The 26,121-nt window shown below is 45.9% G+C and carries 30 protein-coding genes; 9 read left to right on the top strand and 21 right to left on the bottom strand.

Annotated elements, in window-relative coordinates:
* Window positions 1-97: 97 nt before the first annotated feature.
* The 21 genes from rplQ to rpsQ all read right to left on the bottom strand — a co-directional run bounded on the left by rplQ (window position 98) and on the right by rpsQ (window position 11,325).
* Window positions 98-862, bottom strand: coding sequence for a 50S ribosomal protein L17 (rplQ, locus tag J7J62_06790; protein ID MCD6124861.1), 765 nt, complete (start codon window positions 860-862; stop codon window positions 98-100).
* Between the two features lie 14 nt (window positions 863-876).
* Entirely contained in the window at window positions 877-1,926 is a 1,050-nt protein-coding gene (locus tag J7J62_06785) for a DNA-directed RNA polymerase subunit alpha (GenBank protein MCD6124860.1), read from the bottom strand.
* A gap of 59 nt (window positions 1,927-1,985) precedes the next feature.
* Complete coding sequence (gene rpsD, locus J7J62_06780) at window positions 1,986-2,624, bottom strand: 30S ribosomal protein S4 (protein ID MCD6124859.1); 639 nt, start codon at window positions 2,622-2,624, stop codon at window positions 1,986-1,988.
* 25 nt (window positions 2,625-2,649) lie between these two features.
* Complete coding sequence (gene rpsK / locus J7J62_06775; protein ID MCD6124858.1) at window positions 2,650-3,036, bottom strand: 30S ribosomal protein S11; 387 nt, start codon at window positions 3,034-3,036, stop codon at window positions 2,650-2,652.
* A gap of 15 nt (window positions 3,037-3,051) precedes the next feature.
* Window positions 3,052-3,423 (bottom strand): 30S ribosomal protein S13, encoded by a 372-nt coding sequence (rpsM, locus tag J7J62_06770; GenBank protein MCD6124857.1) that lies wholly within the window; start codon window positions 3,421-3,423, stop codon window positions 3,052-3,054.
* A 25-nt stretch (window positions 3,424-3,448) separates the two neighbouring features.
* On the bottom strand, window positions 3,449-3,562 hold the full coding sequence (gene rpmJ / locus J7J62_06765) for a 50S ribosomal protein L36 (protein MCD6124856.1): 114 nt from the start codon (window positions 3,560-3,562) through the stop codon (window positions 3,449-3,451).
* Between the two features lie 15 nt (window positions 3,563-3,577).
* Window positions 3,578-3,796 (bottom strand): translation initiation factor IF-1, encoded by a 219-nt coding sequence (infA, locus tag J7J62_06760; GenBank protein ID MCD6124855.1) that lies wholly within the window; start codon window positions 3,794-3,796, stop codon window positions 3,578-3,580.
* A gap of 56 nt (window positions 3,797-3,852) precedes the next feature.
* On the bottom strand, window positions 3,853-4,656 hold the full coding sequence (gene map, locus J7J62_06755; GenBank protein ID MCD6124854.1) for a type I methionyl aminopeptidase: 804 nt from the start codon (window positions 4,654-4,656) through the stop codon (window positions 3,853-3,855).
* Window positions 4,653-5,327, bottom strand: coding sequence for an adenylate kinase (locus J7J62_06750; protein ID MCD6124853.1), 675 nt, complete (start codon window positions 5,325-5,327; stop codon window positions 4,653-4,655). The genes map and J7J62_06750 overlap by 4 nt, the downstream gene beginning before the upstream one ends.
* 110 nt (window positions 5,328-5,437) lie before the next feature.
* Window positions 5,438-6,757 carry a preprotein translocase subunit SecY gene (gene secY / locus J7J62_06745; protein MCD6124852.1) on the bottom strand — a complete coding sequence of 440 codons (1,320 nt, stop codon included), beginning with the start codon at window positions 6,755-6,757 and terminating at the stop codon, window positions 5,438-5,440.
* The gene (rplO, locus tag J7J62_06740) at window positions 6,754-7,200 is read right to left on the bottom strand and encodes a 50S ribosomal protein L15 (GenBank protein ID MCD6124851.1); all 447 of its coding nucleotides are present in this window, start codon (window positions 7,198-7,200) and stop codon (window positions 6,754-6,756) included. Before rplO ends, secY begins: the two co-directional genes overlap by 4 nt.
* Window positions 7,184-7,390, bottom strand: a complete 207-nt coding sequence (rpmD, locus tag J7J62_06735) for a 50S ribosomal protein L30 (GenBank protein MCD6124850.1) — start codon at window positions 7,388-7,390, stop codon at window positions 7,184-7,186. The genes rplO and rpmD overlap by 17 nt, the downstream gene beginning before the upstream one ends.
* A gap of 32 nt (window positions 7,391-7,422) precedes the next feature.
* Entirely contained in the window at window positions 7,423-7,911 is a 489-nt protein-coding gene (rpsE, locus tag J7J62_06730; protein MCD6124849.1) for a 30S ribosomal protein S5, read from the bottom strand.
* 50 nt (window positions 7,912-7,961) lie between these two features.
* On the bottom strand, window positions 7,962-8,336 hold the full coding sequence (locus J7J62_06725; protein ID MCD6124848.1) for a 50S ribosomal protein L18: 375 nt from the start codon (window positions 8,334-8,336) through the stop codon (window positions 7,962-7,964).
* 35 nt (window positions 8,337-8,371) lie between these two features.
* Window positions 8,372-8,956, bottom strand: coding sequence for a 50S ribosomal protein L6 (rplF, locus tag J7J62_06720; protein MCD6124847.1), 585 nt, complete (start codon window positions 8,954-8,956; stop codon window positions 8,372-8,374).
* Window positions 8,957-8,991: 35 nt separating this feature from the next.
* Complete coding sequence (rpsH, locus tag J7J62_06715) at window positions 8,992-9,393, bottom strand: 30S ribosomal protein S8 (protein MCD6124846.1); 402 nt, start codon at window positions 9,391-9,393, stop codon at window positions 8,992-8,994.
* Between the two features lie 24 nt (window positions 9,394-9,417).
* Window positions 9,418-9,603: a type Z 30S ribosomal protein S14 gene (locus tag J7J62_06710; GenBank protein MCD6124845.1), complete on the bottom strand. Its 186-nt coding sequence runs from the start codon at window positions 9,601-9,603 to the stop codon at window positions 9,418-9,420.
* Window positions 9,604-9,615: 12 nt separating this feature from the next.
* A complete protein-coding gene (gene rplE, locus J7J62_06705; protein MCD6124844.1) occupies window positions 9,616-10,161 on the bottom strand; it encodes a 50S ribosomal protein L5 in 546 nt (181 codons plus the stop codon).
* 148 nt (window positions 10,162-10,309) lie between these two features.
* Window positions 10,310-10,621, bottom strand: a complete 312-nt coding sequence (gene rplX, locus J7J62_06700) for a 50S ribosomal protein L24 (protein ID MCD6124843.1) — start codon at window positions 10,619-10,621, stop codon at window positions 10,310-10,312.
* 60 nt (window positions 10,622-10,681) lie between these two features.
* Window positions 10,682-11,050, bottom strand: coding sequence for a 50S ribosomal protein L14 (gene rplN / locus J7J62_06695; GenBank protein ID MCD6124842.1), 369 nt, complete (start codon window positions 11,048-11,050; stop codon window positions 10,682-10,684).
* Window positions 11,047-11,325: a 30S ribosomal protein S17 gene (rpsQ, locus tag J7J62_06690; protein MCD6124841.1), complete on the bottom strand. Its 279-nt coding sequence runs from the start codon at window positions 11,323-11,325 to the stop codon at window positions 11,047-11,049. Before rpsQ ends, rplN begins: the two co-directional genes overlap by 4 nt.
* A 214-nt stretch (window positions 11,326-11,539) precedes the next feature.
* On the opposite strand from rpsQ, the gene pruA reads away from it, so the two are divergent.
* The 9 genes from pruA to J7J62_06645 all read left to right on the top strand — a co-directional run.
* A complete protein-coding gene (pruA, locus tag J7J62_06685; protein MCD6124840.1) occupies window positions 11,540-13,096 on the top strand; it encodes an L-glutamate gamma-semialdehyde dehydrogenase in 1,557 nt (518 codons plus the stop codon).
* Between the two features lie 173 nt (window positions 13,097-13,269).
* The gene (locus J7J62_06680) at window positions 13,270-17,124 is read left to right on the top strand and encodes a T9SS type A sorting domain-containing protein (protein ID MCD6124839.1); all 3,855 of its coding nucleotides are present in this window, start codon (window positions 13,270-13,272) and stop codon (window positions 17,122-17,124) included.
* Window positions 17,125-17,159: 35 nt separating this feature from the next.
* Window positions 17,160-18,497, top strand: coding sequence for a UDP-glucose/GDP-mannose dehydrogenase family protein (locus J7J62_06675; protein MCD6124838.1), 1,338 nt, complete (start codon window positions 17,160-17,162; stop codon window positions 18,495-18,497).
* A 101-nt stretch (window positions 18,498-18,598) separates the two neighbouring features.
* The gene (locus J7J62_06670) at window positions 18,599-21,565 is read left to right on the top strand and encodes a VWA domain-containing protein (protein ID MCD6124837.1); all 2,967 of its coding nucleotides are present in this window, start codon (window positions 18,599-18,601) and stop codon (window positions 21,563-21,565) included.
* A 215-nt stretch (window positions 21,566-21,780) separates the two neighbouring features.
* Window positions 21,781-22,473 carry an ABC transporter ATP-binding protein gene (locus J7J62_06665; protein MCD6124836.1) on the top strand — a complete coding sequence of 231 codons (693 nt, stop codon included), beginning with the start codon at window positions 21,781-21,783 and terminating at the stop codon, window positions 22,471-22,473.
* Between the two features lie 119 nt (window positions 22,474-22,592).
* Entirely contained in the window at window positions 22,593-23,060 is a 468-nt protein-coding gene (locus J7J62_06660) for a UvrB/UvrC motif-containing protein (protein MCD6124835.1), read from the top strand.
* A complete protein-coding gene (locus J7J62_06655; GenBank protein ID MCD6124834.1) occupies window positions 23,057-24,097 on the top strand; it encodes a hypothetical protein in 1,041 nt (346 codons plus the stop codon). The genes J7J62_06660 and J7J62_06655 overlap by 4 nt, the downstream gene beginning before the upstream one ends.
* Window positions 24,098-24,148: 51 nt before the next feature.
* Window positions 24,149-24,736 carry a DivIVA domain-containing protein gene (locus tag J7J62_06650; protein ID MCD6124833.1) on the top strand — a complete coding sequence of 196 codons (588 nt, stop codon included), beginning with the start codon at window positions 24,149-24,151 and terminating at the stop codon, window positions 24,734-24,736.
* 73 nt (window positions 24,737-24,809) lie between these two features.
* Window positions 24,810-26,121, top strand: a 1,312-nt coding sequence (locus tag J7J62_06645; protein MCD6124832.1) for a putative DNA binding domain-containing protein, incomplete at its 3' end; no start/stop codon positions are given.

Raw genomic sequence — 26,121 nt, 5'->3', positions numbered from 1 at the left:
GAGAACCGATAATGTGGGTCGAGGGACTCAACCTTAATGTGGATAAACTCGTGAAAACATTAATAAAATAAATATTAGATTTCGGTCAGTTATTATTCTAACTGTTATCGGTGTTTTTGTTTTCGCTTGTTTGTTCAGGAGTCTCGTCAGTTTCGGCTTCCTCGGTGCTTTTTTCAGCGGATGATTCTTCTACCTTGCCCTCAGTGGGTTTCTCTTCAGCGGTAGCTTCTTCTTTTTCCTCGGTTTCTTCTGCCACTATGCCCGCTTCTTCCTCAGTTTCCTCTTCTTCAGCAACTATACCAGCTTCCTCTTCCTCGGCTTCCTCTTCGGCAACTATACCCGCCTCTTCCGTTTCCTCCTCCGTGACGATACCAGCTTCTTCTGCAAGTTCCTCCTCGAACTCTTCTTCCTTGAATACCTCGAATTCCTCTTCTTCGGCAGCTTCGATTACCTTGGCTTCTTCGACCTCTTCAGGGCGCTTTTTCCTGCGCTTCTTCTCCTTTGGTTCTACGAGAAGCTTTAATAGTGCCAGTTCGGCGCCATCGCCCTTTCTGAAGCCGAGGCGATATATTGCGGTATATCCGCCTCTTGGGCGGTCGGCGAATTTTTCTTTGCCAAGTCTTATAAGTTTATGGGCTGTATCGCGATCTTTTAAGTAAGCTATTATTCGCCTTTTGTCGGCGAGTGTGCCTGAAATAGCGTATTTTATGAGTCTTTCCGCAACCTGGCGAGCTGCTTTGGCTTTGGCTACTGTGGTCGTTATGGTTTCATGCTTGAATAAAGAGGTAAGCATGTTTCTGAGCATTGCTCGCCTGTGAGATGCCGTTCGCGATAGCTTTTTTACCTTCTTTCTGTGACGCATGGTTCTTTTCCCCGTTACTTCTTTGAAGTTACCTTTTCCTTCTCTTTTTCCTTTTCCTCAGCAATCCTGTGAAGCTCGGCTAATTCCTCGGCGGTAAGGTATTTTGATATGTCCATGCCGAAATGAAGGCCCAGTTTACCAAGCACCGTTTGAAGTTCCTGTAGAGATTTTCTGCCGAAATTCCTGAACTTTAACATTTCCTGCTCGGTTTTTACCACAAGATCAGCAAGGTAGCGGATTTTTGCGCTTCTCAGACAGTTGCTGGCACGCACGGAAAGTTCGAGTTCATCCACAGGAAGTTTTAAAAGCGCCTTTATGCGCTGTGTCTCCTCGTCTATTGGTTTTTCCTCTATTTGCTCAAGCTTAACCTCAGGATGGAGGAACAGGCTGAAGTGGTCGATAAGAAGTCTTGCTGCCATAGCCAATGATTCTCGTGGCGTCAGGCTTCCGTCTGTTTCTATTTCGATTATTAAACGGTCGTAGTCCGTGCGCTGCCTTACCCTTGCAGGCTCAACGCGGAAATTAACCTTTTTTATGGGAGTGTATATGGCATCTATGGCTATTGTCCCTATCGGCGCGTTTTTGTCCATGTGCTCCTCGGCAACAGAAAAGCCTTTGCCAACGCCAAGTTCCATATCGATTCTGAGCCGTCGCTTTTTCGTTATTGTGCATATGTGGTGGTCTTTATTAAGTATTTCTATGTCTGGCGGTGTCTGGATGTCGCCAGCTACGACATCGCCTTCTTTTTCCACATCGAGATAAACTGGTTTTGGGAAATCGCCGTGCACCTTGAATCTTATTCCCTTAAGGTTCAGTATTATCTCTGGCAGGTCCTCGTATATTCCGTCGAGTGCCGTGAACTCGTGGAGAACACCTTCGACGCGAATAGACTCTATAGCAGCGCCTTGCATGGATGACAGGAGCACGCGTCTTAGCGCATTTCCAACGGTTATTCCCCAGCCCTTCTCCATGGGCTCTATGATAAAGCGACCGAATGTGCGATTGCCTTTGGTCTGTGGGTCCTCGACCAACCCCTCAGGCATTTGCATTGCTTTCCATTTCATGGCTATCCGCTCCTTAATGTTATTTTAAAAGCGTTCATCAATCTATGATTAAAATTACATCAGCGAGAATAGAACTCAACTATAAGGCTCTCATCGAATGTTACAGGTATCTCCTCCCTCGAGGGAATAGCAAGGAGTTTACCCTCAAGGTGAGCCTTGTTAAGCTGTAGCCATGGAAGCTCTTTGACTCGACCGCGTTTTTTAAGCATTTCGTGGATAATATCGAGCTTTTTACTCTTCTCTCTGACGGAAACAACATCACCAGGTTTTAGAAGATAACTCGGGATGTCCACCTTTTTACCGTTAACCAGGAAGTGACCGTGTCTCACAAGTTGCCTTGCTGCTCTTCTTGAGGGTGCAAAACCAAGTCTGTAAACTATGTTATCGAGTCTTCTCTCCAGTATCTGGAGCAAGTTCTCGCCCGTTCTTCCTGGCATTCTCCGTGCCATCTCGAAATATTTCCTGAACTGCCGCTCCATAACGCCATAGTATGTTCGTACCTTCTGCTTCTCCCTTAACCGTTTTGCGTAGTCCTTTTCCTTTCTTCTGGCTGGCTGACCGAATTTGCCTCTTTGCCCTGGTAGAGTCGGCCTCCTGACGAAGGCGCACTTATCCGTGTAGCAACGCTCGCCTTTAAGGTAAAGCTTCATCCCCTCTCTTCTACAAAGCCTGCATACTGGTCCTATATATCTTCCCATAGTATTCGCACCTCAATTTTTTATTTTAAACTCGTCTTTTCTTTTTAGGTCTACACCCGCCGAAGGGTGTGGGTGTTATGTCCTTTATTCTTACTACTTGCAGTCCGCCAGTGGGCAGGGACCTTATGGCAGCCTCTCTTCCTGGTCCGGGCCCCTTTATCCAGACCTCAACCCTTCTCATCCCAGCGTCATAAGCCTCTTTTGCGGCGGCTCTGGCTGCAAGCTGCGCTGCGTATGGTGTCGATTTCTTGGTCCCTTTGAAACCTATGCGCCCACCAGAGGACCAAGTAATGGTGTTACCTTGCTCGTCAGTTATTGTTATTATAGTGTTATTGAAAGTCGATTTTATATGAGCAATCCCGAATTCGGGCGCAATCTTTTTTGTTCTTCTTGTTACTCTTCTTTTACCCAATTTTACATCCCTCCATTAACTTTTCTTCCTTCCGCCTATTCGCGGTCTCGGGCCCTTTCTGGTTCTTGCGTTGTCGCGGGTTCTCTGACCCCTAACTGGCATACCTGCCTTGTGCCTCAGTCCGCGCCAGCATTTTATCTCTATAAGCCGCTTTATGTTGTTTGCTATCTCTGCTCGAAGAGGTCCGCCAACTTTGTAGTTCTCGTCTATAAATTGCCTTATTCGCGAGATCTCCTCGTCAGTAAGCTCGTGCACCTTTTTCGACGGGTCAATTCTCGTCGATGCCAGGATGTGCTTGGACCTCGTCCGTCCTATTCCGAAAATATATGTTAAGGCTACATCTATCCTTTTATTTTTGGGCAAATCTACCCCAGCTATTCGAGCCATAATTATCCTCCAACATTTTATTAAATTAGCCCTGCCGCTGTTTGTGCCTCGGATTCTCGCATATAACCCTTACGACTCCGTGACGTTTTATTATGCGGCATTTAGCGCAAATCTTTTTTACCGATGCTCTTACTTTCATGATTTCCTCCAAAATTTATTTATACCTGTAAACTATCCTACCTCTTGTCAAGTCATACGGAGTAAGCTCAACAGTTACTCTATCCCCTGGCAGGATTCTTATGTAGTTTTTGCGCATCCTGCCCGAAATATACGCCAGAACAAGGTGACCATTATCGAGCCTTACCCTGAATGTCGTATTCGGCAATGCCTCCTCTACTATTCCCTCTACTTGTATTGTATCCTTCTTTGCCATAACAAATGCTTATGTTAAAATTTTTTTACAAAATTTCAAGCAAAAAATAAAATTTTTTACGGTTTCGGTGGAATGTACGGCTCACTCCCATCAGGAAGCAGCGTTAATATTATAGTCCTATTTTCCAGAATTGCAATAGAATGTTCAAAATGAGCAGCAAGTTTTCCATCAGCGGTAGTAACTGTCCAGCCATCCTTACTACTTATTCTCACCTGCCAATCTCCCTCGCATATCATGGGTTCTATCGCTATTGTCATTCCTGCTCTTAGGGGTGCATCGCTGTCCTTATCCACGAAATTCGGCACTGGTGGCTCCTCGTGAAGGCTCAGCCCAACGCCGTGCCCCACAAGGTCTCTTACCGCTGAGAAGCCATTAGATTCCACGAAACTCTGGATAGCCCTCGATATGTCCGAAACCCTTCCACCGGCTCGCGCAGCCTTTATTCCCCGATGAAGTGCCTGATAGGTTACCCATGCCAGCTTTTTCGCCCTCTTGGATGCGCCTTCGATCACATAGGTAGCCGCTGCATCTCCGTAATAGTTTTCATAAATAACACCTACATCAACGCTAACGAGGTCACCGGGCATTATAACCCTGTCTCCCGGAATCCCATGCACTATCTCGTCGTTCACTGATACGCAGATGTTAGCCGGATATGGTGGCGAATAGTGGTCGGGTTTGTAACCGAGAAACGCTGACTTTGCACCATACTTTTCAAAGACCGATAATGCTACATCCTCAAGAGTTTTCGTTTTAGTCCCGGGTTGCGCGTATTTTGCCATCTCAAAAATTGTTTCCGCGACTATGGCTCCCGCTTTCCTTATGCCTTCTATTTGCTGTGGTGTTTTTATTATTATCATCTCGTTCTTGTCCAGATTCCAAACTCTTTTAGAGCCGTTACCATGTTTATATAGCCATCCTCCACCGACCGCGATGTGTCTATTATAAGGTACTTTGAAGCCTTCCCGCTCTTGTAGTAGCTTACCAGTGGGGCTGAACGCTCATAATAGACTTTTAATCGTTTCCTTATCGTTTCCGGTTTGTCGTCGTCGCGCTGAATCAATTTCTCGCCGTCGAAATCGCACTTTTCATCGTCCTTCGGTGGATTGCTTATCAGGTTATATATCCGCCCGCACTTGGGGCATATTCGCCTGCTGCTAAGTCTTCGTACTATAACATTATCAGGCACAGAAAGTTCTATAACGAGGTCAATCCCTTTGCCGCGTTGCGCAAGGAGTTCGTCAAGTTTTTTTGCCTGAGCCACGGTACGAGGGAAACCGTCGAATATAACGCCTCCTTTAGCTTCTTCGGAGTCAATAATGTTTTCAATGAGCTTTATTACTATATCATCGGGCACAAGCTCTCCAGTTTTAACATAGTGTTCGACCTTCTTGCCCAGTTCAGTTCCGCGTTCTACCTCCGCTCTGAAAAGGTCGCCCGTGGCGATAACAGGCAACTTTAGCATATTTGACAATATATTAGCGTATGTTCCTTTTCCAGCACCCGGTGGACCCAAAAACACTATGTTCATAGCTTACTCCGCTTATAGTTTTAAGCGCAAATAAAAAACTGTCAAACATTTAAATAAAGACAATGTGATTTATCAGGAATCTGCCTGATTGCGGCAGCCGTTAAAAATACTTATCGCCTCCCCCTTATGCGTCCTGCTTTCATGAAGCCCTCGTAATGGCGCATCAGAAGGTGCGTTTCTATTTGCTGAAGTGTATCGAGCACCACGCCGACTATAATAAGAAGGCTCGTCCCGCCGAACCAGAATGCGAAGCCTGTGGTTCTTATAAGGAACACGGGAAGTATCGCTATAAGAGCGAGTCCTATCGCGCCCGGAAGCGTTACCCTCGTGAGAACGCGGTCTATGTATTGGCTCGTTTGTGGTCCTGGTCGCCGCCCTGGAATGAAACCGCCGTATTTCCGTAGGTTATCCGCAACATCAACGGGATTGAATATCACTGCTGTATAGAAGTAAGCGAAGAATACTATTAGTGCACCGTAAATTAAATTATAAATGAAGCTTGAGTAGTTAAACATGTGGCTCAAAGCCATGGATAGTGAACCCTCGGGTAGAATTCTTGCCAGAGTCTGCGGAAGAAACATCACAGCCTGCGCGAAAATTATGGGTATAACACCGGCAGCATTTATTTTTATTGGCAGATTCGCACTCTGACCGCCGTATACTTTTCTTCCGACCACGCGCCTCGCATACTGAACCGGAATGTTCCTCGTGCCCTGAGTAAGAAGAATGGCAAGAACGGTGAAAACCACTATGGCAGCTATTATCACAAGCTCTTCGAATATGCTTCTTCCACCGCCGGCGCCGTGATAAATAAGGTTTTGAATCTCAACTATCATCGCATTGGGAATTCGAGCTACTATTCCGACAAGTATTAAAAGTGACATTCCGTTTCCTATCCCGCGTTCTGTTATTAGCTCTCCGAGCCACATTATTATCGCAGCACCCGTGGTTAGCGAAATAACGCCGAGAATCATGAAAGAGGTTGGTGAAAGATGAATAGCAGGGGAAAAGTTTTTGTGAAGATAAACGAGTATGCCCCATCCCTGCATTGCGGCGATAAGCAAAGCACCATAGCGGGTGTATTGGTTTATCTTCCTTCTTCCCTCTTCGCCCATTCGCTGAAGCTGCTGGAAGTATGGTATTACTGCGCCGAGAAGCTGCAGGATGATGGATGCCGTTATGTATGGCATTATTCCTGTTGCGAATATTGCTGCTCTTCTAAGCGCGCCGCCCACGAAAAGGTCGTAGAGACTCATCAGTCCTCCACCTGCCGTGCCGTGCATCGAGGCTAATGTCTTTATGCTTACGCCGGGAAGCGGAATGTGACCACCAAGGCGGTAGATAACAAAAATAAAAAGAGTGAAAAGTATCTTTCGCTTGAGGTCGGGTATCTTCCAGATGTTAGCGAGGGTTTCGAAGAACCTTTTCATTTTATCTCCTCAAACTTTCCACCCGCTGCCTCTATCTTTTCTATAGCGCTCTTTGATGCCTTATGAAGTTTCACTGTAAGTGGTATTCTTATCTCGCCGTCGCCGAGGAGTTTTATCGGGCCTTTCCGCCTGACCAGTTTCGTTTCCCTGAGTAGTTCGGGTGTTACCACCGTTCCTTCCTCAAACCTCGACAGACAGCGTATATTTATAATGTTGTATCTCGTTTCGAAAGGCTTGTTTGAGAACCCTTTTTTGGGAAGCCTTCTTGAAATGGGCATTTGTCCGCCCTCGAACCAAGGGTATCTTTTTGTGCCGCTTCTTGAGAGTGCACCTTTATGCCCGCGTCCGGATGTTTTCCCGTGACCGGAGCTTTCGCCGCGACCTACTCGTTTGCGCTTCTTGGTGGCACCTTTTGGCGGTTTAAGATTATTTATCCGAAGCATTGTTTTCCTCCTCGATTATCTCGTAGGTTACGAGATGCTTTATCTTTCGTATCATACCCATAATCTGAGGAGTAGCGTTGTGAATAACTGTTTTGTGCAGTTTGCCGAGTCGCAGGGATTTTAGCGTTGCCTTCTGCGTTTTATCGTAGCCTATTCCGCTTTTTATCTGTGTTATCTTTACTTTTTTCATTTTCCGTCCCATATCCTTGGTTCGATTATTTTCTATCTCATCTTAAGCCTTTCGATGGGTATAGAGCGTCTTTTCGCAACCATTTCGAGGTTTTCGAGTTGGTCGAGCGCTTTTATGGTGGCGTAAACGACATTTATAGGCGTTCTTGAGCCGAGAACCTTGGTTATCGCGTCCTGTATTCCGAGCGCCTCAAGTATTGCGCGCACAGCGCTTCCGGCTATAACTCCCGTTCCTGGCGCGGCAGGCTTAAGAATTACCTTGGTCGCTTCAAAATCGGCTTCTACAGGATGAGGAATTGTTCTGCCACCATCGGAAAGCGGGTATGATTTCATGTTTCTTCGAGCTATCTCACCGCCTTTTCGAATAGCATCGGCTACCTCGCGAGCTTTACCAAGCCCAACACCGACTCTGCCCGCTCTATCGCCAACAGCAACTATTGCTGTGAAACCAAAGTTTTTACCGCCTTTAACTACCTTTGCGACGCGATTTATGAAAATAACCTTCTCCTCGTATCCTTCCATGAAATCCCCGCCTCTTGTTCCTTCCTTAGCCAATTTAGGTCTCCTCTTTTTTAAAATTCTAATCCAGCTTCTCTGGCAGCGTCTGCCAATGCTTTAACTCTCCCAATGTATTTATAACCGTGTCTGTCGAAAACCACCTTTTTTATACCATGTTTTTGTGCGCGCTCAGCTATGAGTTTTCCAACGAGTTTGGCTTTTTCGGTTTTGGTCTTTCCATTAAGCTGGTCCCTTATTTCAGGAGAAAGCGTTGATGCGGATGTTATGGTTTTACCAGTGGTGTCATCAATAAGCTGAGCGTAAATGTGCCTGAGCGTTCTTGTAACGCAAAGCCTTGGTTTTTCAGCGGTGCCGAAGACTTTTTTCCGCACCCTTAGCGCACGCCTTCGCCATCTCAGACGCTTTTTTAGAAGCTCAGTCCGCCGCATGGGATAGCTCTCCTTCTTTAGTGATTTTGATGCTATCAGATTCCCGCCTTTCCGACTTTTAGTTTCACTCTCTCGTCAGAGTATCTTATGCCCTTGCTCTTGTATGGGTCAGGTGGTTTTATAGCTCTTATTTTTGCCGCTACCTGTCCCACCTTTTGCTTATCGATTCCCCTTACTTTTATCCTTGCGATCAAATATTGGTTCGGAGTTCCCTCTGCCATCACCTTTGTCTTCATCGGCTCTACCACGACCTCAACTCCTTCAGGTGGCACGAAGTAAACCTGATGGGAAAAACCGAGCGATAGCATGATTCCGCGCCCGCGCTGTTCGGCTTTATAGCCTACTCCTATAACATCGAGCGATTTCTCATAACCCTCAGTAACGCCTTTGACCATGTTGAAAACGAGCGTTCTGTAAAGTCCGTGAAGCGAACGAGCTCTTCTGGTCTCCGCCTTCCGCGAGAGGATGACCTTGTCTCCGTCAACTTTGACCTCTATTATAGGGTCAACCCACTGCTCAAGCTCACCCTTGGGACCCTTGACTTTAACCGTATTGTCCTTATCAACAGTTACTGTAACCCCTTGAGGTATTGGGACAGGTTGTCTTCCTATTCGTGACATCGTTCACCTTCCACGACTAAACCTTTCTAAATCTATTACCATACATAGCAAAGCACTTCGCCACCTACTTTGAGCAGTCTCGCCTGTCTATCGGTGAATACACCTTTTGGCGTAGAAAGGATAGCTGTTCCTAACCCGCCTCGCACCACAGGCATTGAAGAAAGCCTCGCGTAAATTCTTCGCCCCGGTTTCGATACTCTCTTAAGTCCTCGAATAGCTGGCTTGCCGTCAACATATTTAAGGTATATTTTAAGGACCTTTTTGTTCCCCGGAAGCGCGATAACCTTGTATCCACGTATGTAGCCCTCTTCGGTTAGAACCCGTGCTATCTGCTGCTTTATTCTGCTCGATGGCATAACCACAGTAGGGTGCTTGCGCATTTGCGCGTTTCTTATTCTGGTTAGCATGTCGCCTATTGGGTCTATTATCACACCCATTTTTGCCTCCCGATTAAGCTGTGGTTACCAGCTTGCCTTTTTTACTCCCACTATCTCGCCCATGTTTGCCAGCTCGCGAAGGCATATTCTGCAAAGTCCGAAGTCGCGGTAGTAGCCTCTTGCTCGACCACATCGTTGACATCGGTTGCGCTTGCGCACCTTAAATTTTGGCTCACGCTTGGCTTTCTCTATTTGTGCTTTTCTCGCCATAGTTAATCCCTTTTACTCCTTCCTTTTAAACGGAAACCCGAGGGCTTTCAAAAGTTCGTAACCCTCTTCGTCGGTTTCCGATGTTGTTACTATGCTAATGTTCATTCCACGGATTGCGTCCACTTTATCGTATTCAATTTCCGGGAACACTATTTGCTCATCTATTCCCATATTGTAGTTCCCGCGTCCGTCGAATCCGTCGGGGTCGGCACCGCGAAAGTCCCTTATTCTGGGCATAGCGATGTTTATAAGTCTATCGAAGAAGTCCCACATTCTGTTTCCGCGAAGCGTTACCTTAAGTCCTATGGGCATGCCCTTTCTTACTTTGAAGTTAGATATAGACTTTTTGGCTTTGCAGACTTTTGGCTTTTGCCCTGTTATGGCTTCGAGGTCTCTGGCAGCGTTTTCAAGAATCTTTGAGTTTCGGGCAGCCTCGCCAACCCCCATATTGACAACGATCTTCTCTATACGCGGAACCTGATAGACATTTTTGTAACCCAACTCTTCTTTAAGCTTTGGAACAATCTCATCGAAAAAAATCTTTTTGTATCTTGGTATATATTTTTCCTCTGCCATGGTTCCTCCTGCTTTGTGGCTGCCGGCGAGTACGGCAACCAACAGGGTTTACCAGTTTTTACCTTTTCAAACTGCTATGCTATATTTTATCCCTGCAAAAACAAATTTCAACACAAAATTTGGCGACCTATCAACTTATTATCTCGTGGCAAACCTTGCAGACTCTTACCTTGGTGCCATCTTCAAGAAAATGGTATCCTACTCTCGTCTTGTTGCCACAGTTGGGGCATATAAGCATCAGATTTGATATGTGAATCGGTGCTTCTCGGGTCTGTATTCCGCCCTGCGGGTTTCTTTGAGTCGGCCGAGTGTGTCGTTTGATGAACCTCACACCCTCGACAATCGCTTTTCTCTCGCGCGGGAATACTTTAAGTATTTTGCCTCTTTTCCCGCGGTCGTTGCCCGCTATGACTTCGACGAGGTCGCCTTTTTTTAGTTTCAATCTCACTGGTTTTATTTTTTCCTTCTTCTTTTTTGCCATATTAGCCTTTGGAACCCGGTTTTAAAGGACCTCTGGTGCAAGAGATATTATTTTTGTGAACTCATGTTCCCTAAGCTCTCTTGCCACGGGACCGAAAACTCTGGTTCCTCTTGGCTCGCCATCTTTGTCTATGATTACAGCAGCGTTATCGTCAAATTTTATGTAACTTCCGTTTTTCCGCCTTATAGGTTTTCTTGTTCTTACTATTACTGCCAATGCTATGTCGCCTTTTTTAAACTGAGAGTTGGGCATTGCTTCTCTTACTGAAACTACTATCACCTGTCCTACCGAAGCATAGTTTTTCTTGGTTCCGTGCAGAAATCCGATGCATCTCACCATTTTTGCGCCTGAGTTGTCGGCTACATTAAGATAGCTGTTCCTGAGAATCATTTTTTACCTCCAGTCTCAGTTTCAACCGCTCTGCGAAGTATCGCTACAAGTGCCCATCGTTTGGTTTTTGAGAACGGACGTGACTCAATGATTCTTACAACATCGCCGACTCTGGCTTCGTTTTTGGGGTCGTGAGCCTTAACCTTTGTTCGCTTCTTTATAATTTTATCGTAAAGCGGATGAGGCGTAAGGCGCTCAACAAGAACCGTTATGGTCTTGTCCATCTTATCAGAAATAACTACCCCTTCAAGTGTTCTTCTACGACCAGCAACCATTTTACCTTTCCCCGAATTAGGGTTTTAGCACAAAATCAAGATTTGCAAAATATCTATTAATGATTTTCTGTCAAGAATTTTTTTACGCAAATTTTTCTTTTTCTAATTTAATGGTTTATAAGTTTCTGGCAATCTTTCTCTTGCTGTAGCGTTATTTTTTGCTATCTTTTGAAGCCTGAAACTATTTGAATTAACTTTATAAAAGGAGGTAGCCATGCTTCCGCCGTTTAGCCCGCAAAAGTATGTTGATTTCAGCGTTCCCGAGAATCGCAAGAAAATGGAGGATGCTTTAGCTAAGGTAAAATCGGAGCTTGGCAGGGAATACGACCTTATAATAGGCGGGGAGAGCGTTAAGTCGGATGCGACATTCAAGTCAGTCAATCCCTCGGAGCCGTCACAGGTTATAGGTGTTTTCCAGAAAGCGACGCCAGAGCTTGCCAAAAAAGCCATAGACCTTGCCCATGAGCGTTTTGATAGCTGGCGCTGGATGCCTGTTCAGGAGCGCTCGTCTATTCTTCTTCGCGCTGCCGCCCTGGCAAGAAAACGAATGTTCGAGCTGGCTGCGTGGCAGATTCTTGAGGTAGGGAAAAACTGGCTTGAGGCTATAGCTGATGTGGCTGAGATGATCGATATGTTCGAGTTCTACGCGCGGGAGATGATAAGATACAACCAGCGTGATGACCTGACCCATCTTCCCGGCGAGTTCAATCAGATAAAGTACATTCCGCTTGGGGTTTGCGTGGTTATTCCACCGTGGAACTTTCCTATGGCGATTCTTGGCGGTATGACCTCTGCGGCGCTCGTAGCCGGGAACACCGTGGTTCTTAAACCGTCGTCCGACTCGCCAGCGTGCGGTTGGCAGGTTGCTAACTTGCTTTACGAAGCGGGCCTTCCAAAAGATGTGCTTAATTTCGTCACCGGTTCCGGCGCAGTAGCTGGGGTCCACATGGTTGAGCATCCTAAGACGAGGCTTATAGCGTTTACAGGTTCCATGCAGGTTGGTCTTGATATTGTCGAGCGTGCTGCGAAAACCGTGCCCGGACAAATTTGGATAAAGCGTGTTATAGCTGAGATGGGTGGCAAGGATTTCGTTATGGTTGACGAGACAGCGGACCTTGATGCTGCTGCCACCGGGATTGTGGTTTCAGCATTCGGTTTCCAAGGGCAGAAGTGTTCGGCGGGGTCAAGGGCGATAATTTTTGATAGCGTGTACGATGAAGTTATAGAAAGAGTGGTCGAGCAGACGAAAAAGATAACTATAGGACCGGTTGAAAAATATGAGAACTGGCTTGGTCCGGTAATAAACGAGCGCGCTGAAAAGAACATTCTCGGGTACATTGAGATAGGAAAAGGCGAGGGCAAGTTGCTGACTGGCGGGAATAAGGTCTCGGATTTACCCGGTTATTTTATTGAGCCGACAATTTTTGGTGATGTCAAGCCCGGCGCAAGAATAGAGCAGGAAGAGATTTTCGGTCCAGTTCTCACAGTTGTGCGGGTTAAAGACCTCGATGAGGGAATAAAGGTAGCCAATGGTACTGTTTATGGATTAACTGGTTCATATTACTCCCGTGACAGATCAAGGATTCACAGGGCAAAAAGAGAGCTCCATGTTGGAAATCTTTACATAAACAGAAAGTCCACTGGTGCCATAGTCGATGTTCATCCATTCGGCGGATTTAACATGTCCGGAACCGACTCTAAAGCTGGTGGCAGGGATTACCTGCTTCTATTCACACAGGCGAAATCCATAAGCGAGAAACTGGATTATTAAAATAATAACTTAATTTTGAATGTAACTATTGAATTGTCATTATGAAGCTGTAATTTTGAATATTTTAATATTTATGCTAATTATACACTATTATTTTCTTTAAATAAATTGACTGAGATTTATTTTTCAGCATATTTAAATTTGATGAATTTATATTTTGGAGGTGATTTGAAATGCGTAGATATTTGGCGGCAATAGTTTGTGTATTAACATTTCTTAGTGCCGCTTATTCCTCTTCATTTAAAGAGATTGCCAACGAAAATGCTCTCGAAACAGAGTCCGTCATACAAGCGCATAATGATTACATAACGGTTCAGCTTAAGACCACCACGGGAAGGTTTAACATTGGGACCTACCCTGACAATAAGTCGTTAACATACTTCTTTCCTTCTCCGCCGTGGTCATCATGGGTTATCGTTAGAGTGGATGGAGTAAGCTATGTTTGCCCCGAACCAGACCCCATAAAAGTTGGTCCCCCTGTAACTCAGATGAATATCAGTCGCTCGTTCAGTGTTCTCGCATGGCCAACGAATCTTGATTCGAGTTACATTTTCGGCGCATGGTCGATCCCCGGGATTAGCAGACTTGAGGTTCGTCAGATTCTTCAGCCCGTGTATCTCGTGTATCCGGATGACACTACTGGTTCGATCTTCATAAAATATGTTATAATAAACAATAGCACATCCATTCACGATGTAGGAGTATTGTTGCTCCTCGATACCGATGTTGACAGTAATGACGAAGCACCGGTTGGCACGAATCTCGATTATTCAAGGATTGAGCGTGACTTTTACAATTGCGATACCTGCGAATTCCCGTGCTACTGGTTTGCGTATGGGGATCCCAGAGGTCCTCTTGGACCGCCTGATCAGGTGGTAGCTATGGGAATACTTTGTGGTTTTGATGCGGTTCCGCCGGATAGGTTCGCCATAGGCGATTGGAGGAGAGTTGGTGGATTGTTCAGAGTGCAATGGTCTTTTTTCCCGTCTGGGGCGAATTATGGTGATTCAGGAGTCTTGTTGTGGTGGTTCCCCAGAACCCTTTATCCTGGTGATACGCTCGTAGTCGCGACATATTTTGGTCTTGGCAAACCCGTTCCAGGCGAGATATCGATAAACATTCCCGAATACCCGCGTGTGGTTGACTGCTCCTATCAGCCGGATTCGTTCAGCGTTATGGTGTTTTTCACCAATGGTCTTGACATGAGATTAAGGGACCTGAGAGCTACGATAATACTTCCTACGGGGCTAAGGCTTTCCTCAGTTTCCGATGACACCGTTGCGCTTGGTCCCGACGACCTTTACCCCGGTCAAACCGGTTCCGCGGGATGGTATGTTATTATAGACTCGATAATAAGCTATTCTGAGTCGATATGCGTTCAGATTTTCCCTGCTTCGGGCGACACGAGTTTTACTGACTGCGTGGAACTTCACCTGACTCCGCTTCACCCGCCTACTGCCGAGTTGGTTTATCCGGATAGCGGCGCAGTATCCTCCTGTCAGCTTGGACAAATTCTTTACAGGATAACCGTCGATTCGCTTGCGCAGCTTGTTTTCACCTTGGATGGCGACACGATTCCCCTATCAGACCCTCATCTAAGAATTGTTGGGGATTCGCTACTTATGTACATACCCGATACAACCTGGGCTAATGGCGTTACCCATACTTTTGGCATTCTCAGGATAGTCGACCAGAACGATTGCCGTCTTGATTCCGTTATGGGCAGCTTTTTCACCGATTTTAGGCCGCCTGTTGTGCGCGGCTTTTTCCCGAAACCGGAAACTATTATAACGACGCAGTTCGATAGCGCCGGACTGATTATTCGCGACCTCGAGCGAACGGTGGATGAAAGCACCATAGTCTTCGTTGCTAATGGCGATACATACACCATTTCTGACCCTCAATTGACTTTTTATGATTCAGTTCTAACTTTTTCGCTTTCCTCGGCGGGTATAGTATTGAGTGATGGAGATACCATCTGCTTTGCTCTTGTCGATGCTGCTGACCCTGAGCCTGATTACTGCGATGCTAATCACATAGATTCAGTGTATAGGTGGTGTATTTACTACAGGATTGTTGATCTATTCCTTCCTGAAACCACTGCTAACGCTGGTGATATTATCGACATTCCTATTATTGTTGACGACATTACTGATTTGCAGTTGAGGAATTTCCGCATAAGGCTTTCGTATTCACCATCGGTGCTTACTCCTCTTGGTGTCGAGTCTATTGACGCGCTTGTGGACGGCTGGACCGACCTTTCGCTTTCCGTTTTGGCTCCGGGTACATTAGAAGTTTCTTGCTCGGGCTTTCCGATAAACGGTAGCGGAGCTCTCGTTTTCGTGCGATTCATGGTAACATCGCGTATGGCGACATTCACTCCGTTGCGTTTCATCGATGTTTCGCTTAACGATGGCACAATAGGTTACAAAACCCATGATGGCTTGCTTCTGGTGCCGTGGAACGACGAGTGCTGGTCCGTTACAATAAATATAAGCGCTACTAATATATCGAAGAGGCATCTTCTTATTGGTCTTTCTCCTTATGCAAGCGATTCCTTCGATGCTGGCATAGATGTTATCTCACCGCTTCCCTCGCCTTCCGAATTTAATCTGTACATCGAACCGCCTGTTGCCGAGCCTTTCATCGATAGGCTTATGCACGATTTCAGGAATTGTTCTGATAGCGCTGCGACATGGAAAATTCATGCTTATTCTCCGAGAAGCACCGATACCATATGGTTCAGATGGAGCAGGTCGGGTATGCCGCAGGGTATGCTTATGCTTACTTATGTTACTTCCGCCGGAACCACTATTCTCGATATGAAGAAGGATACCTCGTTCATGGTTCTGGGCGGGACGGATGTGACTATAGAGTACTTCCGCGGTGTGTTTACTGCTTTGGATATAACGCTTTGTCCGGGCTGGAATTTGATAAGTTTGCCGGTGGCGCCAACCACAACGACAGAGTTGCTCAGCATAATCCCCAATGCTGCCAGCTATCCATACTGGTATAATCCCGCCTTACGGACCTATCAGGTGCTCGATACAGTTTCTTACACTCACGGTTTTTGGATTTACATGTCTGATTCCTCGCGAATAAGGATTTACGGTGCCAAATTGCGCGACATGATGATGCCGCTTTCCGCTGGCTGGAACCTCGTCGGCGTCCCCTACAAAAGCGATGGATTCGTGCCAATAACATCTATAACAACGATGCCACCGGGTGCGATATCGCTTCCGATGTATTATTTCAATGCCTGCTCCAGCGATACCTACATTGCTGATACGACCGGCATGAAGGTGGGCTATGGATACTGGGTTCTTGCCACTGATGATTGTGAGCTTATCCTTCACGGCAGCGCAAAAGTGGGGGCAATGCTTCCCGGTTCGCCAGAATTCGCGATGGATTTGGATGTTGACGGTCGAACTCTTGAACTAGCTGTTGATAGCCGCGCTAAAGATGGGCTGGATAGGTTTGACATAGCCATACCGCCTTCCCCAGTATTCGAGGAAAGGACTGAACCAGCTTTCGTTAGCGATGGTGTAATGCTTCGTCGTGACGCAAGACCGGGCGGAAAATATGAGCTTTCGCTGCGGACGGGAGCTGTGGTGAAGTGGGATGCTAAGCTATTGCCTGAAAATCTTGACTTTATCCTGATAGACGGGGAGGAACGAGTTAACATGAGAGAGCTCTCCTCGTGGGTAGCTGGCAATGAACGACTCTACATCGAGGTTTCGTCACTTCCGAGGGAGCTTTCAATAAAGTCTATTTCACCGAATCCGTTTAATAGTGTTGCCAGAATAAAGTTCGTTTTGCCTGAAGATTTGTCCGTGTCTGTTGAGGTCTACGACATAAATGGCAGGCTTGTGAGGATCCTTGCGCGGGGCAAGTTTGGTGCCGGTGAAAACGAGATAATCTGGGACGGAACAGATGAGTTTGGAAACAACCTGCCTTCTGGGATATACATGATAACTCTAAAATGCGGTGATAAAGTTATTTCTGCAAGAGCGTTAATAACAAGGTAGCCCTTTTCATGTTAAACAAAAGATAAGGAGATGAGATGTCGGAACGGAACATAGCCATAATAGGCGCTGGTTATGTAGGGCTTGTTGCAGCTGCATGTTTTGCGAAAAAACACAATGTAGTGTGCGTCGATATCGACGAGGACAAAGTTGAGCTTATAAACAACGCTAAGGCACCCTTCTATGAGCCCGGTCTCGATGAGTTGATAAAAAGCGGAATAAAAAGCGGCAAACTGCGCGCGACAAACGATATAAACGGTGCACTTGAGTCCGCCGAATTTATTTTCATAAGCGTTGGCACGCCATCAAAAGATAATGGCGAAATAGACCTTAGCTATGTTAAATCGGCTGCCCATGACATAGGAAAGGCGCTAAGGAACTATGCTGTGGTTGTTCAGCGCTCGACTGTCGTTCCCGGCACCACCCGTAATGTGGTGAAAAAAATTATTGAGGAGCAATCGGGCAGAAAAGCAGGCAAAGATTTTGGTATAGCATTCGTTCCCGAATTCCTGCGTGAGGGCAACGCTGTGCACGATTTTATGGAACCCGATAGGGTGGTTATAGGCGCCGATGACGATAGAGTAACTGATAACCTGCTTGAACTTTATCGTGATTTTTACCCGAAAATGCCAGATAGTGCGCTTGTCACAATGAGTATAGAGTCTGCTGAGCTGGTTAAATATGCGTCGAACCTTTTTCTTGCCACGAAAATTTCCTTTGCCAACGAGGTAGCCGAGCTTGCCGAAAAAATCCCTAATGTGGACATAGTCGATGTTATGCGTGGTGTGGGACTTGATAAAAGAATCGGGCCAAGCTATCTTGGAGCGGGTGCTGGATTCGGTGGGTCGTGCTTTCCCAAAGATCTTAACGCTATAGTTCACTTTGCCAGAAAAATAGATGTTCCACCTTTTATTACCGAGGCGGTTTTAAAAAGGAATCGCAGGCAAATAGAGCGGATAGTAAGCTTCGTTGTAGACCAGCTTGGTAAACTTGACGACAAAAGGATTGCGGTGCTCGGGCTTTCTTTTAAACCGGGGACATCGGATACCCGCGAATCGCCTGCACTGAAAATTATAAACGAACTGATGAGGCTTGGTGCGAAAGATATAATAGCGTGTGACCCCAAAGCTGTGGATGAAGCGAAAAAGGTTTTTGGCGAGTCGATAAAGTATACTGAAGATCCGTTTGAGGCTATTAAAGACGCTGATTGTGCGGTTGTGGTTACTGATTGGAATGAATTCAAAAATCTTAGCCCCGATGACTTTGCGGGTCTTATGCGAAATCCTCTTGTTATCGATGGGAGAAGAATTTATCAGCCGGAAAAGTTTGAGGGGAGAGTGAAGCTTATTTGTGTGGGGAGGTATATTCAGCGGTAAGAAAGTTGTGGAAAATTGTCGATTAGTTTGCTTGATTTTTATGTTAGTGGATGTATAATTAATATGATTGACAAGTTTCTTCAATTAAAAGGGAGGGAATCATGAAAAGGATACTTTTGGCTTTACTTTTGGTTTCGATGTTTAGCCTTGCCTTGGGAGCTGGACCGGGACTAAAAATAATAAAATCAACGCTTAATTGGCGCGGTGTGAACTACGATTTTGCATCTGTAGGTGAAGACAGCTTTGAGGCACTGGTAGTTTGCACAGAGGATACCGGTGCTGTGGACATAGTTTTCGTTTTGGACATCACGAGCAGCATGCGGGGATACATTAACACTGTAAGAGACAATATAGCTCATCTCGCGATAACACTGGATACTCTTGGATATGATTATGCTTTTGGGATAGTCGTGTATAAGGACCCCGATTTCAGAAATCTTACCCCATTTGGCAGAGACTTAACAAGCGATACAACCACGATAAAAAGCTGGCTTAGCTCGATCTCGACTGGTGGAGGAGGCAGTGACCCCGAGGATGCGCTTCATGGGTTATGGGTGGCAACGCACGACATGCACTGGCGCCCCGGTGCTACAAGGGTTATCGTTCTTGTGACTGATGTATGTTTCTGCACCGATTCGTCATCAATAATTCCCCCACCGTGCCCATCATGCACGACTCACTTCTCCAGACCAGAGGTTTATGATGCTATAGTGGATGCGGGTATTATAACATTCGTAATCACGAGATGGCCAACCCCGCTTTGTAATATATGCACTGGGTACACCACAACGGAGGCGAGAGACCTTTACGAACTCCTTGCAAGAATTACCGGCGGCGGAGTATTCTACTTCCACACCCCGATTGATACAATATTCACTTCGCTCATACCATATATCTCGGCGAAAGAATTGATACAGGTTTACATACAGAATGTGTCGCCTGATACGATAGAAACATTGTCGGTTAATCTCGATTTGGGTACATGCATACGCATAATTCACGGTGATAATCCAATGACAAAATTTAATATTGCTCCTGGCGAAACTGTGGATTTCGTGTGGACCATTGATTACATGGAGGGCTGTATTGGTCCGCCAGCGTGCTTCAGGATGACGGCTGCGGGTGGTGGCTATAGTGTGTTCTCGAGCCACTGTATGTATGTTCCCAATTGTGCATGTTCGCCTGTTCAGGTTGAGAATATTTGGCCACGGTTGGGCGTCTGGAGCGCATGCGACCCACAGGTAATGAGGCTCAGGCTCACCGATGATGACCTTGGCGTCGATACGAGCTGGATAGTATTCGAAGTTAATGGAACACGAATACGGTATCATTACGACCCGAAGCTCGTGCTTAAGGGAGATACTCTCGAGTATACTCATGCTCCGGGAGAATTTAGAACTGGGGATACTGTCAGGTATGCTGTCGTGGATGCTCGTGACCTCGGCGGTTGTGGGCTTCAGGAACCACGCGGTGGATGGTATATTGTGGACAGGCAACCCCCTATGTTCTCCAATTACCAGCCTCCTCTTAATGCCACCATAGGTGGGATGCCGAGCGAGGTATCCGTGGTCATAACAGACCAGCATTCTGGCGTGGATGTTACATCACCTTACTTTATTTTCAACGGGACCGACACATTCACACTTGATGACCCATCGGTAACATTTGATGGTAGAATACTTCGGTTTGTGCCACCGCCCGGATACCGCTGGACTTTTGGCGATAGCATTGAGGTCTGCGTTCATGCTGATGACAGAGTATCACCTCAATATTGCGGTCCCAACCACGGAGTGGACTGCTGGCATTTCTTTATAGACTACTTGAGGTTAACTCTTCCTGATACCATCGTTCCGCCCAATGCAAGCGTGGCGTATCCCATAAAGTGCTCCGACCCATCAAGATTCAACATAACTCACTTCGACCTGAGGATAAGCTATTGCACCGATATATTTGATGTTTACAGCGTTTACACTGGCGGCACCGCTTCGAGAGGATTCATCGTTAGTTGGGATACCGCTGGCGGAATACTTCACATAAACGGCTACAAAGCTTTCCCGATGGTCTCCTCGGATGTGTTCATAAAGTTGTTCCTTAAGACCAAAGATGTGCCCGGCGGCTATTATTCCCCCATGAGGTTCGTTAGCGTTAGCCTTAATCATGGTGAGGTCGGATATGCTACATTTGATGGGATGCTTATGATAAAGTTCAAACCTGCACAGTGGCTTCATCCGCTTATCTTCACGGGCAAGACTGCGACGGGTTATCTTGAGCCAACAACTATAACGATAGGTGCCGCGGATGGCGCTACGGACGGTTATGACCCCACACTGGACCTTCTTATTCTGCCGCCACCGCCGACGAAGACTGATGTTTATTCTCTTATTTCCGACCCGGATTATCCTTCGGTGACGCGGCTCGGGCGCGACATCCACAATAGATATTCTGTCCCATCCGAATGGCGAATAGTAACCCAGGCGACTCCTGGTTCCCTTTACTGGAATCCTCACTCCCTGCCGGACGGGATATTCAGGCTTAACGGCAGACTCGATATGAAACTCGACTCTATTTACCATTATGCACTGGGCGAAACCATCGTTATCACCTATGAGCAGCCTCTGCCGGCACATCTTACTATTGACTACTTCTCTGGCTGGAATATGCTCGGGATACCGGCTACCATAACTATGCCGAATTGGATTGAGTTCATCCCTGACTTTTTCGCAGGTCCTTTCACCTATGACAATCCGACCAACATGTTCTATCTCAACAGGTTCCCCAAAGCTGGCTTTGGATTCTGGATTTACGCGACTGATCAGGGCGTTGCCGATGTATGCGGAATCCCGTTCCATAGCGGTTCGATAATAATTCATCGAGGCTGGAACCTTATCGGGTCGATAGATGTTCCCGCACGGATAGAAACGGACCCGTCGGGAATTATAGTAGCAATATATGGCTGGGATAGCAGTGCTGGAGTTTACACTACTGCCACAGCTGACAATATCCAGCCTGGAAAGGCTTACTGGGTGCTCTCGACCTCGGATGGAGTGCTTAATTTCATACCGCGGTGATGATTTGCGGTGCGGATTATTCTGCACAAAAGCTTCTAATGCGGATAGGAATTCATCTTATTGATGCATGATATATTGGATTAGTTCAGATGTTGCCTGAACAAGGTGATAGATTGTTAAATCCTTATTGTGGGCTGAAAGAAAAGTATCAAGTAAATTACTTTGCTAATTTCCTTTGAATTCGTGTTCGGGAGGTTGCCGCCGAATTGGACCTTATAGTTAAATGTCGCAATCTTTGGAAGTGGTATCCAACCCCTGACGGCAGACTTGATGTATTGAAAGGTCTTAACTTTGAGCTTCGGTACGATGAATTTGTTGCTATACTTGGCGCGTCGGGAGTGGGTAAAACTACATTCCTTTCGCTTTTAGGCCTTATAGACACTCCATGCGACGGCGAGGTTATTGTGGATGGCATCTCACCATACGAGATTTCGTCCGCCAAGGCTGCTGAAGCACGCGCAAAGAAAATAGGCTTTGTGTTTCAATTTCATCATCTCATGCCTGAGTTCACGGCGCTCGAGAATTTAATACTGCCGCAGCTTATAGCAGGTGAAAGCTATAGCAAAGCAAAAAATCGCGCGAAAGAGTTATTGCAACTTTTCGGGATGCAGGGGCGGGAGAATCATTTTCCCGGTCAACTCTCGGGTGGCGAGGCACAGCGAATAGCTCTGGCAAGAGCACTCGTTAACAGCCCCAAACTCGTGCTCGCGGATGAACCTACCGGTAATCTTGACAGGGATAATGCACTGATTTTCATGGAATATCTGCGCAAACTTCAAAGGCAAAACGGACTTAGCGTTGTGTTGGCAACGCATAACCCTGAGATAGCGCGATTCGCGGATACAATTTATAGACTTCGTGACGGCAAACTCTGGCGGGTAAGTATTGAAAGTGTGCCCTCAAAGTGAACTATATTTTATCCCCTTCTCATCGAAAAATTACTTAGAATCTTTTTGTTCAGTGGATATTTCTTGTGGTGTTAGCGATTATTAATATTTAATATTGTGGAGCAAGGGAGTTTTAAGAGATGAAGTGTGAGATTTGCGGAAAAAATGATGCCACGCATCAGGTGGTTCAGTTCATAGCCGGCAAACGGAAGGTAATAAATGTTTGTGATGAGTGTTTTCTTAAGGTCGGTGTTGATGAGCAGCTCGCCTCCGCCGATGAGGGCGTGAAGAAAGTTGAGGTGACGAGTTTCAAGTGTCCCGGCTGCGGAATGACACTTAACGAGTTCATAGAAAGCAGATTTCTCGGCTGTGAACAGTGCTACGATGCATTCGGCCAGTTTATAGATGTTCTGGTCCAGAGGTTCCAGAGCGAAAGCAAGCCAGAATCGAAGGGTGAGGAACAAAAAAGCCCTGAGGAAGTTCTCGTAAAGCTGAAACTTCAACTTAAACGCGCCGTTGACGATGAGCGCTACGAGGAGGCGGCGAGAATCCGTGACCAGATAAGATTGCTTGAGAAGAAGCTCCGCTCAAAACACGAGGAAAAATGAACATATTGCCAAACAAACCGCCAACATGGCTTTCGAACCCCCCTGAAAACGATGTGGTCATAGGTTGTTGGGGTGTGATATTGCGTAATATCGCGGGAAGAAAGTTTCCCATAAAGCTTGGCAGCGCTGAAAGCGAAACTATTTTCTCCCTTTTTGAGCCTTACCTTCTCGAGGCTGGCTGGAATGCGGACAATTTTATGCCTATAGAGCAAATAGACCCGATTCACCGATTGCTGCACTACGAGCGATTAAACATCCCTGAGGGGGTGGTTCACCGTCCGATGCATGGTCTTCTCGCCGTTAGCGAAGATGAGTCGAAAACTGTGCTCGTTAACTGGGTTGACCACATAAATCTCATAGTGAGAATGCGAACCGCAAAGTTCGACGAGATAGTGTATGAGCTTACAAAGTTTATTGGTTACTTTGATGATGCGTTTGAGTGGGCAAAAAGCGATAAATTTGGCTATTTATCATCAAATCCTATGCAAAGCGGGGCTGGGGTGATACTTGGTGCGTATCTTCATGTTCCAGCGACCATCCTGCTTGGTAAGTTTGGTCGGCTGAAACGCGAGCTGATAGAGCGCGAGCTAACGGTAGCAAGTATCTGGAAAATGGGCGTTGAGGAAGCATCGGGAATAATAAATTTGAAAACTCGTCGTCTGGTTGGGATAACGGCCGAGCAACTCGTTGCCCAGATTTCCCGTGCGGTCGAGGATGTTGTAGCCCAGGAGATTGAAGCGCGAGAAAAACTTTGGGAAAAATCCAGGGAGAGCGTGGAGGACAAGATTCTTCGTTCCGCAGGAATAGTAACATATGCAAAACTTGTTGAGTCGTGGGAGCTTTCAACGCTTCTTTCGGCTATAAGGCTTGGGATTTCGCTTGGAGTGTTTCCTATGCCTCTTTCGGCTGTCGATAGCAACCTTATACTCGCACGCGATGCTCATCTTGCTGCGCGATTCGGCGAAGAATTAACGGACCAGCAGAAACTAAGCATGCGCCGCGCGCAATTTCTTGCCGAAACATTATGGTTTTCTTGACCAGAGCAGATTTTAATTTAAATTGATATAAAAGGTATTCGGAGGCAATTCATGGCTTACAAGTTTTCGCCTCTTCAGGTAAGAAATCAGGAGTTTACCAAAGCTATTCGTGGTTACAAGCCAGAGGAGGTTAGGCAGTTTTTAACGCGGGTAGCGGACTTTATAAACGACCTTCTTCACGAAAATCGCCGCCTAACCAACGAGGTGGAAAGCCTCAAGCGCCGCATAATCGAACTGGAGCAGAGTGCTAATTCCCTGAAGGAGATGGTGGACCAGAGCGCGCAAAAAATAATGAACCTTGCCCGTCAAAAAGCGGATGAGCTTATAGCCGAAGCGGAGAACAAAGCACAGCTTATGCTTAAGGAAGCGAGCCTTGCGGTCGAAAAGAAGCGAGAGGAACTTTATGAACTAACAGGAATTTACGAAGCTTATAAAAGGCAGCTACTTTTCGTGCTTAAGGGAATGATATCTTCGGTGCAGAAGTTTGAGGAGTCCGTTGAGATGCGCGGTGCAAAGAAAGCAACGGAAAAGCTCGGCGCAAAAATAGGTGCTTTACGCCCTCTCGACCCCATAACCGCTCTCAAAAACACGACCCACAGGAGAAGGAAGGCATTTTTCGAGAAAGCAGGGGAGGGGTAAGATATATGAGTTAAAACAGGAAAGAGTGTTAAGTTGTCCATGGAAGGGGGCGTGGATATAAACGATAAATTTCATGAGCATGAAAGAGATAGAATCGCATTCAGTTGAATTTAAGAGATATTGGCGGGATGAATACCTAAAAATATTATGTGCTTTTGCCAATTCAAATGGCGGCGTTCTTTGGCTGGGTGTTAAGAATGATGGGACACCTATAGGTCTTGAAAATGTGGATAAGCTTCTTGAAGAGTTACCAAATAAGATTAGAAATAAACTATCAATCACTCCCACAGTGATGCTTGAGGGCACGATGGACAAAAAAGTCATAAAGATAGAAATATCGCCATCAGATATTCCAATATCCTATAATGGGAAGTTCTATGTGAGGTCAGGCTCAACTACGCAAGAACTTCAGGATTTTGAATTGCTCAGGTTCATCATGCGGAGACAAGGGCTCTCATGGGATGCGATGCCTTCGGATGTCGACGCAGAGGAAATCGATAGGGAGACGGTGGATAAATTCGTGGAAATGGCGAAAAGTAGGCTTTCCATATCAAAAGCAGATTCTGCAAAGAGAATCCTTGAAAACTTGGAACTCATTAAAAATGGGAAGTTAACTAACGCTGCAGTTTTACTTTTTACCAAGGAACCGCAGCGATATTTTCTGAATTCTTTCGTTAGGGTCGGAAGATTTAAGACGCCCATCGAGATTATTGATGCTGTGGAAATTAGAGGAAATCTTTTTGAGCAGGTTGAAGGGATTATCAAAGCAATAAAGAAAAATATTAATGTTAAGTTCGAGATAAATGATATCGAGAGGAAAGAAGTATGGGAATATCCGATAACAGCGATTAGAGAAGCTTGTATAAATGCTTTGATACATAGGGACTATTTAGATTCAGCGGATATTCAAATCAAAATATATGATGACCATATATGGTTCTGGAATCCAGGGAAACTGCCAGAAGGATTAACTGTGGAAATGCTTAAAAAAGAGCACCCTTCTAAATTACGAAATAAACTTCTTGCAATGGTGTTTTATTATGCTGGGTTGATTGAGAGATGGGGCACTGGGACAGTGAGAATGGCGGAAATTTGCAGAAATTGGGGATTTCCTGAACCTGAATTTAGGGAGGAATCAGGCGGTTTTTCTGTGATTTTCTGGAAAGACATATATAACGAAGAGTTTTTAGAAAAAATGGGACTTAATGAAAGGCAGATAAAGGCTGTTTTGTATGTAAAAGAAAAAGGAAGGATAACGAATAGAGAGTATCAAAGGATAACTGGTGTTTCTAAAGCAACTGCCACGAGGGACCTTTCAGAGTTGGTAAAGTTAAAAATTCTTAAAAGATTTGGGAGAGGCAAAAAAGATATTCATTATGCACTGA

The organism is bacterium (assembly GCA_021159335.1).
Lineage (GTDB): Bacteria > UBP14 > UBA6098 > B30-G16 > B30-G16 > JAGGRZ01.
This window is presented reverse-complemented; position numbering and strand designations above follow the sequence as displayed.

Coding starts and splice junctions, on each gene's coding strand:
- pruA (MCD6124840.1), top strand. CDS start 11,540: ATGCTTCCGCCGTTTAGCCCGCAAAAGTATGTTGATTTCAGCGTTCCC.
- J7J62_06670 (MCD6124837.1), top strand. CDS start 18,599: ATGAAAAGGATACTTTTGGCTTTACTTTTGGTTTCGATGTTTAGCCTT.
- J7J62_06675 (MCD6124838.1), top strand. CDS start 17,160: ATGTCGGAACGGAACATAGCCATAATAGGCGCTGGTTATGTAGGGCTT.
- rplO (MCD6124851.1), bottom strand. CDS start 7,200: ATGCTTCGGATAAATAATCTTAAACCGCCAAAAGGTGCCACCAAGAAG.
- rpsD (MCD6124859.1), bottom strand. CDS start 2,624: ATGGGAAGATATATAGGACCAGTATGCAGGCTTTGTAGAAGAGAGGGG.
- rplQ (MCD6124861.1), bottom strand. CDS start 862: ATGCGTCACAGAAAGAAGGTAAAAAAGCTATCGCGAACGGCATCTCAC.
- J7J62_06785 (MCD6124860.1), bottom strand. CDS start 1,926: ATGAAATGGAAAGCAATGCAAATGCCTGAGGGGTTGGTCGAGGACCCA.
- rpmJ (MCD6124856.1), bottom strand. CDS start 3,562: ATGAAAGTAAGAGCATCGGTAAAAAAGATTTGCGCTAAATGCCGCATA.
- J7J62_06725 (MCD6124848.1), bottom strand. CDS start 8,336: ATGCGGCGGACTGAGCTTCTAAAAAAGCGTCTGAGATGGCGAAGGCGT.
- rpsQ (MCD6124841.1), bottom strand. CDS start 11,325: ATGGTTGCTGGTCGTAGAAGAACACTTGAAGGGGTAGTTATTTCTGAT.
- secY (MCD6124852.1), bottom strand. CDS start 6,757: ATGAAAAGGTTCTTCGAAACCCTCGCTAACATCTGGAAGATACCCGAC.
- rpsM (MCD6124857.1), bottom strand. CDS start 3,423: ATGGCTCGAATAGCTGGGGTAGATTTGCCCAAAAATAAAAGGATAGAT.
- J7J62_06660 (MCD6124835.1), top strand. CDS start 22,593: ATGAAGTGTGAGATTTGCGGAAAAAATGATGCCACGCATCAGGTGGTT.
- rplN (MCD6124842.1), bottom strand. CDS start 11,050: ATGATTCTCAGGAACAGCTATCTTAATGTAGCCGACAACTCAGGCGCA.
- J7J62_06750 (MCD6124853.1), bottom strand. CDS start 5,327: ATGAACATAGTGTTTTTGGGTCCACCGGGTGCTGGAAAAGGAACATAC.
- rplF (MCD6124847.1), bottom strand. CDS start 8,956: ATGTCACGAATAGGAAGACAACCTGTCCCAATACCTCAAGGGGTTACA.
- infA (MCD6124855.1), bottom strand. CDS start 3,796: ATGGCAAAGAAGGATACAATACAAGTAGAGGGAATAGTAGAGGAGGCA.
- J7J62_06680 (MCD6124839.1), top strand. CDS start 13,270: ATGCGTAGATATTTGGCGGCAATAGTTTGTGTATTAACATTTCTTAGT.
- J7J62_06710 (MCD6124845.1), bottom strand. CDS start 9,603: ATGGCGAGAAAAGCACAAATAGAGAAAGCCAAGCGTGAGCCAAAATTT.
- J7J62_06650 (MCD6124833.1), top strand. CDS start 24,149: ATGGCTTACAAGTTTTCGCCTCTTCAGGTAAGAAATCAGGAGTTTACC.
- rpmD (MCD6124850.1), bottom strand. CDS start 7,390: ATGAAAAAAGTAAAGATAACACAGATAAAAAGCGGAATAGGCTACGAT.
- rpsH (MCD6124846.1), bottom strand. CDS start 9,393: ATGGGTGTGATAATAGACCCAATAGGCGACATGCTAACCAGAATAAGA.
- J7J62_06655 (MCD6124834.1), top strand. CDS start 23,057: ATGAACATATTGCCAAACAAACCGCCAACATGGCTTTCGAACCCCCCT.
- map (MCD6124854.1), bottom strand. CDS start 4,656: ATGATAATAATAAAAACACCACAGCAAATAGAAGGCATAAGGAAAGCG.
- rpsE (MCD6124849.1), bottom strand. CDS start 7,911: ATGGAAGGATACGAGGAGAAGGTTATTTTCATAAATCGCGTCGCAAAG.